The following is a 17452-nucleotide window of genomic DNA, read 5'->3' on the forward strand; positions in this document are numbered from 1 at the left end:
GTGGCGGCACGCCTGCGGGTGCGGGCTGTCGGTGGTTGTTCGCGCAGTTCTCCGCGCCCCTGAGAGCAAGCTCTCCTCCCGCGGGCCGCACCGGCCAGCCCGCCACACCACGCAGAGGCGTCTGCCGGCGGCGGCCGAGCCGCGGCCGTTGCGCCGCCACGCGAATGTGGTGTCGAGTGACGCCATGACCGACCGTCCGAGCCCGGCCGTCACCACGGTCCACGGCCCCGTGCGCGGCGAGCGGCGCGCGCACGGGCTGCGGTTCCTCGGCATCCCGTACGCCGCGCCGCCCGTGGGCGGGCTGCGCTTCGCGCCGCCGGTGGCGCCCGCGCCGTGGACCGAGCCGCTGGACGCCACCGCGTACGGGCCGACCGCGCAGCGCCGCGGCTTCGGCGCGGGCGCCACGATCCCCGAGCCGTCGGTGCCCGGCCCCGGCACCCTCAACCTCAACGTCTTCACGCCCGCCGCGGACCCGGCAGCGGCGCTCCCCGTCCTGGTCTGGATCCACGGCGGCGGATACGTCGCCGGATCCGCGGCGAGCCCCTGGTACGACGGGGACGCGTTCAGCCGTGACGGCGTCGTCCTCGTCTCGCTCGGCTACCGGCTCGGCATCGAGGGCTTCCTCCATCTGGCCGATGCCCCCGACAACCGTGGAGTGCGCGACTGGATCGCCGCCCTGGAGTGGGTGCGGGACAACATCGCGGCGTTCGGCGGAGACCCCGCCAAGGTCACGGTCGCCGGCCAGTCGGCGGGCGGCGGCGCCGTCCAGACACTCCTCGCCACACCCGCCGCCCGCGGCCTGTTCCGCGCCGCCCTCGCCATGTCAGGGGCGATGATGGAGCCGCAGGAGCGGTGGGCGGGCATCGCGGTCTCCGAGCTCTTCACCCGGCGCACCGGCCGCCCCGCCACCGCGGCGGCCCTGCGCGACGCGTCGGACACCGAGCTCCTCGCCCTCCAGGACGCCGTGAGCGCGCCGGGACCCGACCGCGCGGAGCTGCCCGGCCTGCTGCTCGCCCCCTTCGCCGACGGCGATCTGCTGCCGCGCTCCGCCCGCACCGAGCTCACCGAGGGCGACCTCGCGGCGGACGTGCCGCTGCTGCTCGGCTTCACCCGGCACGAGTTCGACGCGTTCGGCGGCCAGGAGCTGACCGACCTCGTCTTCCGCCGGCCGAACCTCGCGGTGGCCGAGGCACGCGCCGCCCGCGGATACCCCGTTTGGCTGTACGAGTTCGCCTGGCCCTCACCCGTGCCAGGACCCGCCCACGGGCTCGCCTTCCACTGCCTGGATCTGCCCTTCGCCTTCGACCTGCTCGGCGCCGACGGCGTCACCGCGGCGGCGGGCGACACGCCGCCCCAGCCGCTCGCCGACGCGATGCACGGGGCGTACGTCGCCTTCGTCCGCGATCTCGACCCCGGCGGAGCGTGGCCGCGCTACACGCAGGGACGGCGCGCCGTCCGCGTCTGGGACGCCGAGCCGCGCCTCGCCGACGACCCGCTGCGGGCGGTCCGGGAGGCCCGCTCCGACTGATGTGCTCCCCGTGCGCCGTGGTTGAGGAGGGCGGCACCCGGCTACCGTCGATGCGAGCCGTCGACACGCTCACGCGCACGTACACGCCGTACGAAGGTGGAGACCGTGAAGGCAATCCGTCGATTCACCGTACGACCCGTCCTGCCCGAGCCCCTCACCCAGCTGGCCGATCTCGCCCGCAACCTGCGCTGGTCCTGGCACCCGCGCACCCGTGACCTCTTCCAGGCCGTCGACCCCCGGCTCTGGGAGGCCTCCGGCTGCGACCCCGTGCGCCTCCTCGGCGGCGTGCCCGCCGCCCGGCTCGCCGCGCTCGCCGAGGACCCGGAGTACCTGCGGCGGCTCGACGAGGCCGCCGAGGAGCTGCGCGAGTACGTCACCGGGGAGCGCTGGTACCAGGAGCGGGCCCGCAGCGAACCCCTGCCACGCGCCGTCGCCTACTTCTCGCCCGAGTTCGGCATCACGGCCGCCCTGCCGCAGTACTCGGGCGGCCTCGGCATCCTCGCGGGCGACCACCTGAAGGCCGCGAGCGACCTCGGCGCCCCGCTCATCGGCGTCGGGCTGCTCTACCGGCACGGCTACTTCCGCCAGACGCTGTCCCGGGACGCCTGGCAGCAGGAGCACTACCCGGTGCTCGACCCGAACGAGCTGCCCCTCGCCCTGCTGCACGAGCCCGACGGCACGCCCACCACCGTCGCGCTCGCCCTGCCCGGCGGGCGCTCGCTGCGCGCGCACATCTGGCAGGCCCAGGTCGGGCGCGTACCGCTGCTCATGCTCGACTCCGACGTCGAGGAGAACGGCCCCGGCGAGCGCGACGTGACCGACCGGCTCTACGGCGGCGGCAGCGAGCACCGGCTGCTCCAGGAGATGCTGCTCGGCATCGGAGGGGTGCGCGCCGTCCGGGCGTACTGCCGCCTGACCGGCCACCCCGAGCCCGAGGTCTTCCACACGAACGAGGGCCACGCGGGCTTCCTCGGCCTGGAGCGCATCCACGAACTCGCCCTGGAAGGAGTCGAGTTCGACGCCGCCCTCGAAGCCGTCCGGGCCGGCACCGTCTTCACCACCCACACCCCCGTCCCGGCCGGCATCGACCGCTTCGACCGCGAGCTGGTCGCGCGCCACTTCGGCCCCGGCGCCGAACTGCCCCGCCTCGACGCGGCGGACGTCCTGCGGCTCGGCATGGAGACCTACCCGGGCGGCGAGCCCAACCTCTTCAACATGGCGGTGATGGGCCTGCGGCTCGGCAGCCGCGCCAACGGCGTGAGCACCCTGCACGGCGCGGTCAGCCGGGAGATGTTCGCGGGGCTCTGGCCCGGATTCGACGCCGACGAGGTGCCGATCGCCTCCGTCACCAACGGCGTGCACGCCCCGACCTGGGTGGCCCCCGAGGTCTTCAGGCTCGGCGCCCGCCAGATCGGCGAGCGGCGCACCGAGGACGCGCTCTCCGTCGGCGGCTCCGACCGCTGGGACGCGGTCGCCGACATCCAGGACGCCGACATCTGGGAGCTGCGCCGCACCCTGCGCGAACAGCTGGTCCACGAGGTCAGGCGGCGCCTGCACGACTCGTGGCGGCAGCGCGGCGCCGCCACCGCCGAGTTGGGCTGGATCGACGGGGTGCTCGACCCGGACGTCCTCACCATCGGCTTCGCCCGCCGCGTCCCCTCGTACAAACGGCTCACGCTGATGCTGCGCGACCGCGACCGCCTCATGGAGCTGCTTCGCCACCCCGAGCGGCCGGTGCAGATCGTCGTCGCGGGCAAGGCGCACCCGGCGGACGACGGCGGCAAGCGGCTCATCCAGGAGCTGGTCAGGTTCACCGACGACCCGCGGGTGCGCCCGCACATCGTGTTCCTGCCGGACTACGGCATGGCGATGGCGCAGAAGCTCTACCCCGGCTGCGACGTGTGGCTGAACAATCCGCTGCGCCCCCTCGAGGCATGCGGCACGAGCGGCATGAAGGCGGCCCTGAACGGCTGCCTCAACCTCTCCGTCCTCGACGGCTGGTGGGACGAATGGTTCGAGCCGGACTTCGGCTGGGCCATCCCGACCGCGGACGGCGCCGCCACCGACGAGGACCGCCGCGACGACCTGGAGGCCGCCGCGCTCTACGACCTCCTGGAGCGCCGCATCGCGCCCCGCTTCTACGAACAGGGCCCCGGCGGCCTGCCCGACCGCTGGATCGAGATGGTCCGCCGCACCCTGACCCGGCTCGGCCCGAAGGTCCTCGCGGGCCGCATGGTGCGCGAGTACGTCGAGAAGCTGTACGTCCCCGCCGCGCGCGCCCACCGCACGCTGGACGCCACGTCCGCCGGGGAACTGGCCGCCTGGAAGGCCCGGGTCCGCGCCGCCTGGCCGCGGGTGGCCGTCGACCACGTGGAGGCGTCGGCGATCGGCGCCACGGCGGAACTGGGCGCGACCCTCTCGCTGCGGGTCCGTGTCCATCTGGGCGAGCTGACCCCGGACGACGTGGAGGTGCAGGTGCTCGCGGGGCGCGTCGATCCGGAGGACCACATCGCGGACGCCGCGCCGGTGCCGTTGAAACCGGCGAGCGGGCCGGACGGGGAGGGGCGGCGGGTGTACGAGGGGCCGCTCGCCCTGGACCGCACGGGGCCGTTCGGCTACACGGTGCGGATTCTTCCGGCGCACCGGCTGCTGGCGGGTGGCGCGGAGCTGGGGCTTGTCGCGGTGCCGTCCGAGGCGACGGGGGAGGAGGCGGGGGTTCTCATGCGGTGAGAGGTGCCGGGCGGTCCCGTGGAACCAATCCGCGCATGGGTATTGTCATGTCCCCCATGAAGCCCTCGCCCCACCAGGAGCTATGGCTGTGGGCGCGCGACTTTTATCAGCACGGGGGAATGAACGATGTCGTACCGGCCGACCGACTGGCATGTCCTGGATCTGGAGAAGGATCCGACGCCGGGTGATCCGCACCGGGTGCGTTCGCTGGCGAAGAACCTGCACGATTTCTCCGATGATGTCGGGCGGGTGTTGCGGGACATCAAGGGGATGGCGGGCGACGAGGCCATCCTGAAGTGGGTGGGCAAGACCGCGGACGCGTTCACGGAGAAGTTCGAGGACGCCCCGAGCAAGCTGAAGAAGCTCCAGAAGAGCTACTCGATGGCGGGCGACGCGCTGGCCGCGTACTGGCCCGAGCTGGAGCGCGCCCAGTCCCTGGCCGACAAGGCGCTGGCCAAGGGACGAGAGGCGCAGGCCGACCTCACCTCGGCCAAGTCCCGGCTCTCCTCGGCCGACTCCTGGGTGGAGAGGGCGGGCAAGGAGGCCGACAAGTACAAGGACGAGGGCGGCTCCAAGGGCAAGGACGTGCCCAAGCCGGACGAGGAGAAGGTGCGCGCCGCCACCCGCAACGCGACCTCCGCGGAGAAGGCGCAGAAGTCCGCGAAGTCGGATGTCTCCGCCGCGCAGAGCGCACTGGACGCGGCGAAGAAGATGGCCGAGGACGCGCGCAAGATGCGTGCGGAGGCCGCGGGGACGGCGAAGAAGAAGATCGACGAGGCGTCCGACGCGGGGATCCGGAACCGGCACTGGTGGGAGGAGATCGGCGACTGGGTCTCCGACAACTGGGACACCATCGTCGCCGTGTGCAAGGTCGTCGTCGCGGTCGTGGGTGTGATCGCGATGATCGTCGGCGGTCCGATCCTCGCCGCGATCGTCATCATCGCGGGCGCTATCGTGCTTGCCGACACCTTGAGCAAATACGCAAAAGGCCAGGCCAGCCTCATGGATGTCGCCTTCGCCGCCATGGACTGCATCCCCGGCGGCAAAGGCATCACCACCGCCGCCAAACTCGGCAAGGGTCTGAAGGGACTCAAGGGCGGGCTGAAGGGGTTCAAGTCCGCGCGCACGGCGCTCAAGGACGGGGCGAAGGGCGCGTACAACCGGGTCAAGTCCAAGATCAAGGGCTGCGGCGACCCGGTCGACGCGGCCACCGGGCAGATGTTCCTGGACGAGACCGACGTCACCTTGCCCGGCACACTGCCGCTGCTCTTCACCCGCAGGGTCGCCTCGGGCTACCGGTCCGGCGGCTGGTTCGGCCCCACCTGGACCTCGACGATCGACCAGCGCCTGGAGCTCGACGAGGACGGCATCGTCTTCGTGACAGTGGACGGCATGCTCCTCGCATATCCGCACCCGGAAGGACCGGACACTCCGGTCCTTCCGGAGTCCGGGCCGCGCTGGCCCCTGACCCGCCTCGTCGGCGGTGGCTACGTCGTCCACGAGCCGATCACCGGTCACAGCCGCCACTTTGCCGAGCCCACCGACGACGACCGTCATGTGGCGCGCCTGCACCGGATCAGCGGCCGGAACCACCACACGGTCGACATCGACTACGACGCCGACGGCACGCCGCTCGCCCTGCGCCACTCCGGCGGCTACCACCTCGGACTGACCGTCGAGGGTGACCGCGTCACCGCCCTCGACCTGGCCGGCCCCGCGGGCGGCATGGATATTCCGATCAAGCGGTACGGCTACACCGACGGCAACCTCACCACCGTCACCAACTCCTCCGGCCTGCCACTGCGGTTCACCTACGACGATCAGCTGCGCGTCACCTCGTGGGAGGACACCAACAACAGCCGTTACCACTACATCTACGACGACCAGGACCGGTGCGTCGCCCAGTGGGGTATGGCCGGGCACCAGGCGTTCAACTTCGCCTACGACCTAATCGACCCCGCCTGGCCGGGCTGCCGCGTCACGGAGGTCACCACGGCCGAGGGCGCCTGCTCCCGCGTCGTCGTCGACGACGACTGCCTGGTGGTCGCCGAGACCGACCCCCTGGGCGCCACGGTCACCACCACGTACGACTCCCACCAGCACGTCTCGGCCACGACGGACCAACTCGGTCACCGCACGGATTTCGTGAACAACGAGCTGGGACAGCCTGTCCAGGTGACGCGACCCGACGGAAGCGTCGTGCGCATTGCCTACGACGACCTGTACCTCCCCACGGAACTGACCCTTCCTGACGGCACCTCCTGGCGGTACACCAACGACGAGCGCGGAAACGTCACGGCCATCACCGACCCCACCGGCGCCACCACGACATACCTCCGTGGTCCGGACGGCAGCTTCACCGAGACGCGGGACGCCGCCGGCCGCACTGCCACCCAAACGAACAATGCCGCGGGTCTGCCGCTTTCCGTGACGGACAGCCTGGGCAACACCACTCACTACGCGTACAACCCCTTCGGCCTGACGACCGAGGTGACTGACCCTCTCGGCCACCGCACCCGCCTCGACTGGACCGTCGAGGGGTTGCCGGCCCGACGCACCGATCCGGACGGAGGGTACGAGAGCTGGGAGTACGACGGTGAGGGCAACTGCGTCCGTCACCTCGACGCCATGGGCCGGGCGAGCACCTTCGAGTACACCCACTTCGACCGGCAGAGCGCGCGTATCGAACCGGGAGGGGAGCGGTATTCCTTCACGCACGACGCCGCCCTCCGCCTCACCCGGGTGACTAATCCTCAGGGGCTGACCTGGGACTACTCCTACGACGCGGCGGGACAACTGCTCTCCGAAACCGACTTCGACGGGCGCACCACCAGGTACGCCTACGACGCGGCGGGTCGGCTCTCCGAGCGGACGAACGGGCTCGGTCAGCGGATCCGCTACCGGCGGGACCCGCTGGGGCAGATCACGGCCAAGGACGCGGACGGGACGGTCACCACCTACACCTACTCGGCGACCGGTTCCCTGACCGGTGCCACCGGCCCGGGCAGCAGCCTGCACGTGGAACTCGACGCGGTCGGCCGCCGCGTCACGGAGACGGTGGACGGCCGGACCATGCGCTTCGGCTACGACCCCGCGGGCAACCGCACCCTGCGCACCACGCCCTCCGGCGCCCGCAGTACCTGGGAGTACGACGCCGCGGGACGCGCCGTCCGCCTCTCCACAGCCGGCCACACCATCGACTTCACCCATGACGCGGCCGACCGCGAGGTCCAGCGCCACATCGACCAGGCCCTCACCTTCACCCACGGCTACGACAGCCTCGGCAGGCTCGTCACGCAACAGAGCACGGCGCCCGGGAACCAGCCGATCGCGGCGCGCTCCTACACCTACCGGCCCGACGGCTACCTCATCGGCACCGATGACTCCCGCACCGGCCGCCGGAGCTTCGACCTCGACGCTCAGGGCCGCGTCACGGCGGTGCGGGCGGCGGGCTGGAGCGAGCGTTATGCCTACGACTCGGCGGGCAACCAGACCGACGCGGAGTGGCCCGCCAAACACCCCGGCCATGAGGCCACCGGGCCCCGGACCTACGTGGGTACGCGGCTGACCCGGGCGGGTGGCGTGCACTACGAGCACGATGCCCAGGGGCGTGTGGTCGTGCGCCGTAAGACCCGGCTCTCCCGTAAGCCCGATGTGTGGCGCTACGAGTGGGATGCCGAGGACCGCCTCACCGCGGTCACCACACCGGACGGCAGCCGCTGGCGCTACACCTACGACCCCTTGGGCCGGCGGACGGCGAAGCTCCGTCTCGGCGTCGACGGGGAGCACGTCCTGGAGCGGACAATCTTTGTCTGGGACGGCAACACGCTCTGTGAACAGACCACCGAGCAGGGCGGCACGGGCCGGTACACCACGCTCACCTGGGACCACAACGGGCTCTCGCCACTGAGCCAGACCGAACGCGTCTGGGCCGCCTACGCGCCTCAAGAAGTGATCGACGAGCGCTTCTTCGCCATCATCACCGATCTGGTCGGTACCCCGACCCAGTTGCTCACTCCGGACGGCGAGACGGCCTGGCACACCCGGTCCACACTCTGGGGGACCACGGCCTGGAATCGCGACGCGACCGCGTACACCCCCCTGCGCTTCCCCGGCCAGTATCACGACCCGGAGACGGGCCTTCACTACAACCACCACCGGCACTACGACCCGGAGACCGCGCGCTACACCAGCCCCGACCCCCTCGGCCTGCTCCCCGCGCCGAACCCCGTCACCTACGTCCACAACCCCCACAGTTGGTCCGACCCGCTGGGCCTCGCGCCCCTCTGCCATCAGCACGGCGGCGACACCGGTAGCCCCGATGGCCTGGGCCTGCTTCCTGGCCCCGCACCGAAGAAGGCGCAAGATATGCTGGATAAGGTCAACAGGCGGCCCGACGGGCTCGGGAAAGTCGACGGGTACCATGGCAACCAGAACTGGGCCAACAAGAAGAACGAGCTGCCTGGCGGCAAGTTCAAGGAATGGGACGTCAACGCCAAGGTCGATCTGCCGAGGTGCAGTGCGCCGGGTTGCGGAAAAGAGATCAGGGGACCCGAACGTCTCCTGACTCCGAAAGACGGCCCTGGTCCCGCGTATTACACACCGGACCACTACGGAACTTTCTATTACGTCGGTGAATTCACAGGGTGATGCAGTCATGACCGGATTCGACCTCGCGGGCACCTCGGAGCCTTGGGTCATCTTCGTCCCCGAGGGGTCCGCCGAGGTGCGTCAGCAGATGACCGCCCTCGAAGGGAAGGGCGGACGCGTCCACCGCTTCGCCGCATCCGACCTGATGACCGAGCAGAGCGTCTATCGGGTATTCGCTGAAGCTCTCCAATTTCCCGGGTACTTCGGGCGGAACTGGGATGCCATGGTGGACTGCCTGGATGATCTGTGCGGCGCGGTCACGGGTGGCCAGGTCGGGATCGCAGGCGTCATTACGGGAACGGACGACCGGCTGCTCGAAGCCGAGCATTTCCCCGACTTCGTTTCGGTCCTGTGCCTGGCGGCGGACCGGGCCAATTCCGCAGTGGATCTCGACGGGTGCCCCCTGGACCGGCCTGCTATCGCCGAGCATTTCGTTTTCGAGTTTGTCGAGTTCGATCGGGAGATGCAGGAGAAGGTCGCTCGCAGAGTGGAGCAACCCGATCTGATCGTCACGAGGGGCGAAGGGTTCGTGGCAGCTGCTCTTGATCCCGACGAGTGGCACTGAGCAGCGGTGACCCTGCGTTCCGACGTGGCCGAGTTGCTGGCGCAGGCCGGCATCGTCGACGTGGACGTCGACGAGGCCGTCGCGGACGACCATGCCCGGACCTCCGCGTACCTGCGCGTCGTCTCGGCGACCGCTTCCTCGCCGAGCCGCGGCCGGGACCGGGACCGGGACCGCGCGATCGTGGCCACGATTCTGCGCGACCCCAACGGCATGGGGGCCAGGACGGCGGTCGTCGCCTTCGTGGACGAGATCGCGGAGAAGGCGACAGGGGCTGCCGAGTTCCGGCGGTGGTCGGACGAACTGCTGCCGGAGATCGACCGGTTCGAGGCGGGGGGCTCCCGCGAGTTCATCCGCCGCCGCATCCACGACTGGCTGCTCTACTTGTCCGTGAGGGACGGCCACGTGCCGACGCCGGACGAGCTGGCGGGGGTCACCGACTGGATGCAGCGCCACCTCGCCGAGTGGTCGAGGTCGCCGGAGGCGCTCGCGGTCGTCGCCGAGTCGGCCCGCACCAAGAAGACCCGCAACATCGCGAAGAACCGGGCCAACAGCCGTGAGCTCAAGGCGGAGTGAACGGGCTCAAGGCGGAGTGAACGGGCTCAAGGCGGAGTGAACGGAAAAGCGGCACCCGGGGGAGGAAGGAACCCCCGGGTGCCGCCGGTCGCGCGTCCCTACTTGACCGCGACGCCCGTCCAGGCCGCGCCCACGGCCTTGACCTCGGCCGAGTCCGCGCCGTACAGGTCCGTCGCCGCCTTCAGCGTGCCCTCACGGGCCGCCTTGTAGTCGGTCGTCGACGTGAAGTACGCCGTCAGGGCCTTGAACCAGATCTTCTCGGCCTTGTCGCGGCCGATGCCCTCGACCTTGGAGCCGTCGGCGGTCGGGGAGTCGTACTTGACGCCGTTGATCTCCTTCGCGCCGCTGCCCTCGGAGAGCAGGTAGAAGAAGTGGTTGGCGATGCCCGAGGAGTAGTGGACGTCGACGTTGCCTGCGTCGGCGCTCCAGCTGTCCAGGGAGCTGCCGTCCTTGCTCGGCTTGTCCATGTAGCGCAGCGGGGTGCCGTCGCCGTTGATGTCGATCTCTTCGCCGATGAGGTAGTCGCCGATGTCCTCGGGGCTCTTGGCGTTGAACTCGACGGAGGAGCCGAAGATGTCCGAGGTGGCCTCGTTGAGGCCGCCGGACTCGCCGCTGTACTCCATGTTGCCGGTCGCCGAGGTGACGCCGTGCGACATCTCGTGGGCGGCGACGTCGATCGAGGTGAGGGGGGCCTTGTTGCCCTCGCCGTCGCCGTACGTCATGCAGAAGCAGCTGTCGTCCCAGAAGGCGTTGACGTAGTTGTTGCCGTAGTGGACGCGGGAGGTCGCGCCCTTGCCGTCGCCCTTGATGCCCTCGCGGCCGTGCACGTTCTTGTAGTAGTCCCAGGTGACCTGGGCGCCGTACGCGGCGTCGACGGCGGCGGTCTGCGGGTCGTCGGCCTTGCCGGTGCCCCACGTGTCGTCGTCGTCCGTGAAGAGCTTGCCCTCGCCCTCGCCGTTCGACAGGTTGACCGTGGAGTGGCCGCCGCGGGTGTCGTCGGTCAGCTCGAAGCCGCCCGTGCCCTTCTTGGAGCCGACCTCGACCTTGCCGCTGTACTGGCTGTTGCCGGTGCCGTTCTCGATGGCCTGGTGCTGGAAGAGCTTCTTGCCCGTCGCGGCGTCCGTGACGACGTGGAGTCTGCTGGGCGTGCCGTCCTTCTGCGTGCCGGTGACGACGGTCTCGTAGGCGAGGACCGGCTTGCCGGTGGCGGCCCAGATCACCTTGCGGGGCGACTGCGCGTCGGCCTTGGCGGTCCTGGCCTTGGCGGCTGCCGACTCGGCGGACTTGGCGACCGATGCCTTGCCGAGCTTCGCGTCGGTGGACGCGACCCGCACGCTCGCCTTGGTGGCCTTCGTGACGCTCTTCACCTTGCCGCTCTTCGCGGTGTGCACGACGAGGTCGCCGCCGAGGACGGGCAGACCGTCGTAGGTGCGCTCGTAGCGGGTGTGGACCGTACCGTCGCGGTCCTTGACCACGTCGCGGACGACCAGCTTCTCCTTGGCGCCCAGGCCGATCTTCTCGGCGGTGGCGGCCTTGCCCGCGTCGGCGTCCTTGAGGAGGCCCGCCTTGGCGGAGATGGAGAGGGCGGCGGGCGCGCCGGAGGGCGCGGCCGGCTCGGCCGAGGCACCGGTGGCCAGACCGGCGGTGAGCAGCGCGCCGGCCGCGACGGCGGTGGCTATGGCCAGGGTCGAACGCTTAACGGATATGTGGGGGGTCACGCAGGCTCCTTCTGTGGGGGGCCCGGGAGGCATGGGGGACTGCCCGGGCATGAAAGATGCGGTGCGGATGGTGCTTGTGTGGTGCGAGGGAAGAGTGTCATTCGAGCCAGGTACATGTCAGCCCTTGGCTGGATGTTGGCCGGAAATCGTCCGTTGAGCGATGGTCAACATACGTAATGCGAACACGGTGTGAACGGCGTGACGCCGTGAACGAGCGCGCCGCCCCGGGGAGTTGATCGACCCGGGGCGGCGGCGTTCGTTCTGCTCGGAGCTGCGTGAAGGGGGACCGTCGGGCGCGCGATGGCGTCCTCGGGCGTCTTCAGGCGGGTTTACGGGAAGGTGACCTTCCAGCTGTTGATGTAGCCGGTGTCCTGCGCGGCCTTGTCCTGAACCCGCAGCTTCCAGGCGCCGTTGGCCACCTCGGACGAGGCGTTGACCGTGTAGGTCTCCTTGACGTTGTCCGCGGAGTCCGAGGCGCTGGTCGGCTTCAGCGGGTAGACCGACCCGTCGGGCGCCACCAGGTCGACCTGGAGGTCACCGCGCCACGTGTGCACGATGTCGACGCCGACCTTCAGGGCGCTCGGCGCGTTGCCGGTGCGTCCGGTGACGTTGACCGTCGAGGTGACCGCGGGGCCGTTGTCCGGAATGCTGACGTCCGTGGTGTTCTCGAAGGACGTGCCGCCGCCGGGGTCGCCGCCGGGACGGCCGCCGACGTTCACGCCGGCCCAGGCGTTCGCCACGGCGTTGTACTCCGGGCTGGTGGTGCCGTACAGCTCACCGGCCGCCGCGAGCGTCCCGGTGCGGGCCGAGGCGTAGTTGGTGGTCGAGGTGAACTTCGTGGTGAGCGCCTTGAACCAGATCAGCGACGCCTTGTCACGGCCGATGCCGGTCACCGGCAGGCCGTCGGAGGTCGGCGAGTCGTACTGGACGCCGTTGATCTCCTTCTTGCCGCTGCCCTCGCTCAGCAGGTAGTAGAAGTGGTTGGCGACACCGGACGAGTAGTGCACGTCGACGTTGCCGATGCCCGAGTACCACGAGTCCTTGGACGCGCCGTCCTTGCTCGGCTTGTCCATGTAGCGCAGCGGGGTGCCGTCACCGTTGATGTTGATCTTCTCGCCGACGAGGTAGTCGCCCTTGTCCTGCGGGTTGTTGGCGTTGAACTCCACGGCCGCCGCGAAGATGTCAGACGTACCCTCGTTCAGGCCGCCGGACTCGCCGCTGTAGGTCATGTTGCCGGTCGCCGACGTGACGCCGTGCGTCATCTCGTGCGCGGCCACGTCGATGGACGTGAGCGGCTTGGAGTTGCCCGAGCCGTCGCCGTACGTCATGCAGAAGCAGCTGTCGTCCCAGAAGGCGTTGACGTAGTTGTTGCCGTAGTGCACCCGGGAGTACGCGCCGACGCCGTCACCGCGGATACCGCTGCGGCCGTGCACGTTCTTGTAGTAGTCCCAGGTGAGCTGGGCGCCGTAGGCGGCGTCCGCGCCCGCGGTCTCGGCGTTCGACGGGGAGCCGTTGCCCCAGACGTCGTCCGGGCCCGAGAAGAGGGTGCCGGTGCCGGACGTGCCGTGGTTCAGGTTGTACGTCTTGTGGTTGCCGCGCCCGGAGTCGGTGAGCGTGTAGTTCGACCCCGACTGGACGCTGCCCACGGTGACCTGGCCGCTGTACTGCGTGTTGCCGGTGCCGTTCTCGATGCCCTGCCACTGGAACAGCTTCTTGCCGGTGGTGGCGTCCGTGACGACGTGCAGCTGGTTCGGCGTGCCGTCGTGCTGGAGGCCGCCGACCACGGTCTCGTACGCGAGCACCGGCTTGCCGTTGGCCACCCACACGACCTTGCGGGGCGCCCGGTCGGCGTCGGTCTTCTTCGAGCCCTCGGCCTTCGCGGCGCCGAGCGCCTGCTTCTCGGCGGCCGACGCCTTGACGGCGGCGCTGGTGTCGACGCCCTTGAGCTGCGCCTTCGAGGCCTTGGTGACGCCCTCGGTCTTCCCGGACTTCGCCGTGTCGACCACCAGGTCGCCGCCGAGGACCGGCAGGCCCGCGTAGGTGCGCTCGTAGCGGGTGTGGACCGTGCCGTCGCGGTCCTTGGTGACGTCGCGGACGACGAGCTTCTCCTTGGCACCCAGCTTCAGGTGCTCGGCGGTGTCCGCCTTGGTGGCGTTGGCGTCGCGTATGAGCTCCGCGCGCTGGGCGGGGGAGAGCTTGACGGCCAGGGCGCCGGGGTCGACCTTCCCGAGCTTCTGGGCGGCGGGCGCGGCCTTGGCCGCGGGGTCGTCGGCCGAGGCGGGGCCCGCCTGAACGGCGACGGCGAGGAGCGCGGCGACTGCGGAGAGGGCGCCGACGGCGGTCGCACGGGTGCGGACCGAACGGCTGTGGGAGGTGGGTCTGTGGGAGGTGTTTCTCAACACGGACTCCTTCTGCGCGGCCGCGTGGGTGCGCGGCCAGAACTACCGGATGGCTGGGTCGCCCTCCGGGCAGAGCAAGGCGGAACGCAGAACTGGGCGGTGCACAAGCAGTACTGGCGTTGCGCGGAAAGAACCGGGCGATGCGCAACGGGTACTGCGTGAAAAGAAACCGTCGGCTTGTTGAAAGCCGTGCGACGGTCGAGGGGAAGAGTGGCACCAGAGGACCCCAGTTGTCAGGTGCGCATCAGTAGTTGGCCGGAATCAGTCCGTTGGCCGGTGGGGCACGTTCGGTATCCGGAGTTCGGTCGGGGGGCCTGAAGGGAGGGGGCGGGGGCGCTCGCGGGAGACGGGAGCGGGCCTTCGGCGGGACCCTCCGGCGTGCTGGGCCGAGGCCCGCGTAGGCACTGAACGCCCGGTGGGCCGGACGCCGGGTGGGCCGGATGTCCGGCGAGGTCCCGCGCGGGTGGGGCCTGGGCTCCCCGGTCCGTGCCCTGCCCGGCTCAGCTGCTGGGCGTCGCCCGCGGCCCTTCCCCGTTGTCCCACGGCCCCGGCCGGGCGGCCGGGGCCCGCCCCGCTCGCCGGCGGCCCCGTCGCCTCTCCACGGGCGTACCCGCCACGCCACCTCAACGACACCGTGCGGCACACTGTTCGAAAGCGGAGCGCTGCCAGTGATCGGTGGCGCGTGGCTGTATTTCGCCGGTGGTCCATGCCTGTGACGCGATGGGGTGAGCAGTCCCGGTCCGCCCCTTCTGATCACCGTGAGTTGATGTGGAGAAGGTTGGAATGTGCGTCCGTGACACCTCCGTCCGGCCGCTTCACCCTCCAGGGGACGTGGCGCATCTCATGCAAGGGTTGAGACCCTTCGCCCGCATCGTTTGCCTACGGGCGCCCCGGGTGGTCAGTCCGCTCCAGTTCGTTGCAGGCGTCCAGTAGTGCGGTCAGCCGGTGGGACGGGGGACCTGGGCGTACGGCCAGGCAGGTCCGGACGGCCGGGGCGGGTTCGGCGAAGGGCCGGAAGGTGACGCGGGGAGCCGGCTGGATCCGGGCTTGGGCCTCGTAGTAGACCGTCCAGCTCGGCCTGCCGGAGGCGATGGCGGCCAGGGTGTCCTGGTCGGTGGTGAAGGCGGGGCCCATGATGGGTTCGAAACCGGCTGTCCGGCAGGCGCCGACGACGATATCGGCCAGGTGCGGGTTGGCTTCCCGGGGTGCGAGGCGCAGGGCCAGGTCGGCCAGGTCGGCGAGAGCGACCTTCTGTTGTGCTGCCAGGGGGTGCCGCGCGGGCAGGGCCGCCACCAGGACGTCGCGCCACAGGGGGAGGAACTCCAGGTCTGGGCTGTGCTCGACGCCCCGGATGAAGGCGGCGTCCAGTTCTCCTTCGCGGACCTGCTGGAGCCGGGTCGCCGGGGGCGCGCTGACCAGTTCGACCATGAGCTGGGGAGCCCGTTCGGCCAGTGCCGTCAACAAGGCGTCCAGGCGGGTGCCCAGCCCCACGTTGGTGCCGAGGCGCAGGATCGCTTCCTGGTCGGTGCGCAGAGCGGCCATCGTCTCGGTCGCCGCGCGCTCGGCCTGCAGGATGGCGCGGGCATGCGGCAGGAAGGCCCGGCCCGCCGCGGTCAGGGTCACAGTGCGGGTGGTGCGGTCGAACAGGTCCAGCCCGAACTCGCGCTCCAGCCGGCGGACCTGCTGGCTGACGGTCGGCTGCACGATGTGCAGCCGCTCGGCGGCGCGTCCGAAATGCAGTTCCTCGGCCACGCCCACGAAGTAACGCACCTGACGCAGTTCCACGGACACCTCGCATTCATCACGCTTCTTGATCAGTCTAGGAGCGGATCTCTCCTTGGTCGTCACCGGCCGCTCCGCTGGAATTGCCTACGTCAGCGCAGCTCGGCGAGAGCGGCCCCGCAAGGCGGGACCGCTGAAGGAAGGACGAGAAGATGACCTACGCGACCGTCAACAGCACCCGGCTCTACTACGAGGACCACGGCGCCGGCCGCCCCCTGGTGTTCCTGCACGGCTGGGGCACCAGCGGCCGGGTGTGGGACGCCCAGGCCGCCGACCTGATGGCCGACCACCGCGTGATCACCGTCGACTGGCGGGGCTGCGGCCGCTCCGACCGGCCCGTCACCGGCTACACCATCGCCGAGGTCACCCACGACGTCCTGGAGTTCCTCGACGCTCTGGCACTGGACAAGCCAGTGCTGATCGGGTCGTCGATCGCGGGGGCGTTCACCATCGAGGCCGCCCTGGCCGCTCCGGACAAGATCGGTGCCATCGTTCCCGTCGACGCCGGCATCCACCATTTCTCGGGGATGCAGAACGCGATGGACAAGCTGCTGGCTGACCTGCGCGCCGACCGAGCGGGCACACTCGCCGACTTCGTCCCGCAGTGGTACCGCCCCGGCGTCAGTACCGCGATGATCGACTGGACGGTGCGGCAGCTCCTGGATTCGGCCTTCCTCATCGACCAACTCGTCGTCGACCAGGCCAACTACGATCCGCGCGGCCGCCTGGGCCGGGTGCGCGTGCCCACCACGTTCCTGCACGGCGAACTGGACACCGAGGTCCCGCTCGGCATTCCCCGTGAGTGCGCGAGCCTGATCCCCGACGCCCGGCTCACGGTCATCAAAGGCGCCGGCCACATGTCGCAGCAGGACCAGGCCGAGCGTTTCAACCAGGCGCTTCGCGAGGCCCTGCGCTAGACAGCCCGGCACGCCGCCCTCGACCGCTTCCACCTCGTGGCACGCGCTCGGCGCCGTCGTCGCCACAGCTGCCGCTGGTCTCCACCCCGACCTGGTCCACTCCTTGACGGCCCATGCCGGATGGGTCAAGCCCGACTTGCAGATGGTGTTCCAGTTCGAACTGTGGCAACAGCTGGTGCTCACCGACTCCGCCGCCATGGCATGGGTGCTCTTGCCCACCGCCAGGGGCAAAGACACCCTGCGCGCCTGGGACCGGACCGGTTTCACGCAGGCGGCAGTCGCCTTCACCGACCTGAGAACCCGGCTTTCCCGACCGCCAAAGTCACCGAACACCTCGACCGCGTCAGATGGCCTCGCACCCGCAACAGCACACCACCACCCCCCAGACCACGACAGCGCCATCAGCGCCGACCTCACCTCGTGGACGGGACGGTCACCGGCCAACCGCCGCTCTGCGACGCCCATCGGATCGCCGTCGCAGCCAGCCGACACGGCTGAGCGAAGATCTCGCGTAATGCCGGATCGAAGTCCGACAGCAGCAAACGGGCCGGCTCCACACGGCTCTCCCGTGCCACGTGCTCGCCCGTCGT

9 protein-coding genes are annotated in these 17452 nt (G+C 70.4%); 6 read left to right on the forward strand and 3 right to left on the reverse strand.

Going from position 1 to position 17452, the window contains the following annotated elements:
- Nucleotides 1-184 precede the first annotated feature (184 nt).
- The 5 genes from ACFVYR_RS09375 (at nt 185) to ACFVYR_RS09395 (ending at nt 10046) form a co-directional block, all read left to right on the forward strand.
- Nucleotides 185-1528 carry a carboxylesterase/lipase family protein gene (locus ACFVYR_RS09375; RefSeq protein ID WP_384249608.1) on the forward strand — a complete coding sequence of 448 codons (1344 nt, stop codon included), beginning with the start codon at nt 185-187 and terminating at the stop codon, nt 1526-1528.
- 105 nt (nt 1529-1633) lie between these two features.
- Nucleotides 1634-4258 (forward strand): alpha-glucan family phosphorylase, encoded by a 2625-nt coding sequence (gene glgP, locus ACFVYR_RS09380; RefSeq protein WP_384249611.1) that lies wholly within the window; start codon nt 1634-1636, stop codon nt 4256-4258.
- Nucleotides 4259-4384: 126 nt separating this feature from the next.
- Nucleotides 4385-8908, forward strand: coding sequence for a DUF6531 domain-containing protein (locus tag ACFVYR_RS09385; protein ID WP_384249613.1), 4524 nt, complete (start codon nt 4385-4387; stop codon nt 8906-8908).
- 7 nt (nt 8909-8915) lie between these two features.
- Entirely contained in the window at nt 8916-9473 is a 558-nt protein-coding gene (locus ACFVYR_RS09390) for a barstar family protein (protein ID WP_384249616.1), read from the forward strand.
- Nucleotides 9474-9479: 6 nt separating this feature from the next.
- Nucleotides 9480-10046 (forward strand): hypothetical protein, encoded by a 567-nt coding sequence (locus ACFVYR_RS09395; RefSeq protein WP_384249618.1) that lies wholly within the window; start codon nt 9480-9482, stop codon nt 10044-10046.
- 98 nt (nt 10047-10144) lie between these two features.
- On the opposite strand, the gene ACFVYR_RS09400 is transcribed toward ACFVYR_RS09395, so the two are convergent.
- From ACFVYR_RS09400 to ACFVYR_RS09410, 3 genes are all read right to left on the reverse strand, one after another.
- On the reverse strand, nt 10145-11764 hold the full coding sequence (locus ACFVYR_RS09400; protein ID WP_384249621.1) for a M4 family metallopeptidase: 1620 nt from the start codon (nt 11762-11764) through the stop codon (nt 10145-10147).
- A gap of 329 nt (nt 11765-12093) precedes the next feature.
- Nucleotides 12094-14166: a M4 family metallopeptidase gene (locus ACFVYR_RS09405; RefSeq protein ID WP_384249623.1), complete on the reverse strand. Its 2073-nt coding sequence runs from the start codon at nt 14164-14166 to the stop codon at nt 12094-12096.
- Between the two features lie 876 nt (nt 14167-15042).
- Nucleotides 15043-15948, reverse strand: coding sequence for a LysR substrate-binding domain-containing protein (locus ACFVYR_RS09410; RefSeq protein WP_384249626.1), 906 nt, complete (start codon nt 15946-15948; stop codon nt 15043-15045).
- Nucleotides 15949-16097: 149 nt separating this feature from the next.
- Here ACFVYR_RS09410 and ACFVYR_RS09415 point away from each other — a divergent pair, with 149 nt between their 5' ends.
- A complete protein-coding gene (locus tag ACFVYR_RS09415) occupies nt 16098-16862 on the forward strand; it encodes an alpha/beta fold hydrolase (RefSeq protein WP_384249628.1) in 765 nt (254 codons plus the stop codon).
- The last annotated feature ends 590 nt before the right edge of the window (nt 16863-17452 follow it).

It is taken from the genome of Streptomyces sp. NPDC058284 (assembly GCF_042881135.1).
GTDB lineage: Bacteria > Actinomycetota > Actinomycetes > Streptomycetales > Streptomycetaceae > Streptomyces.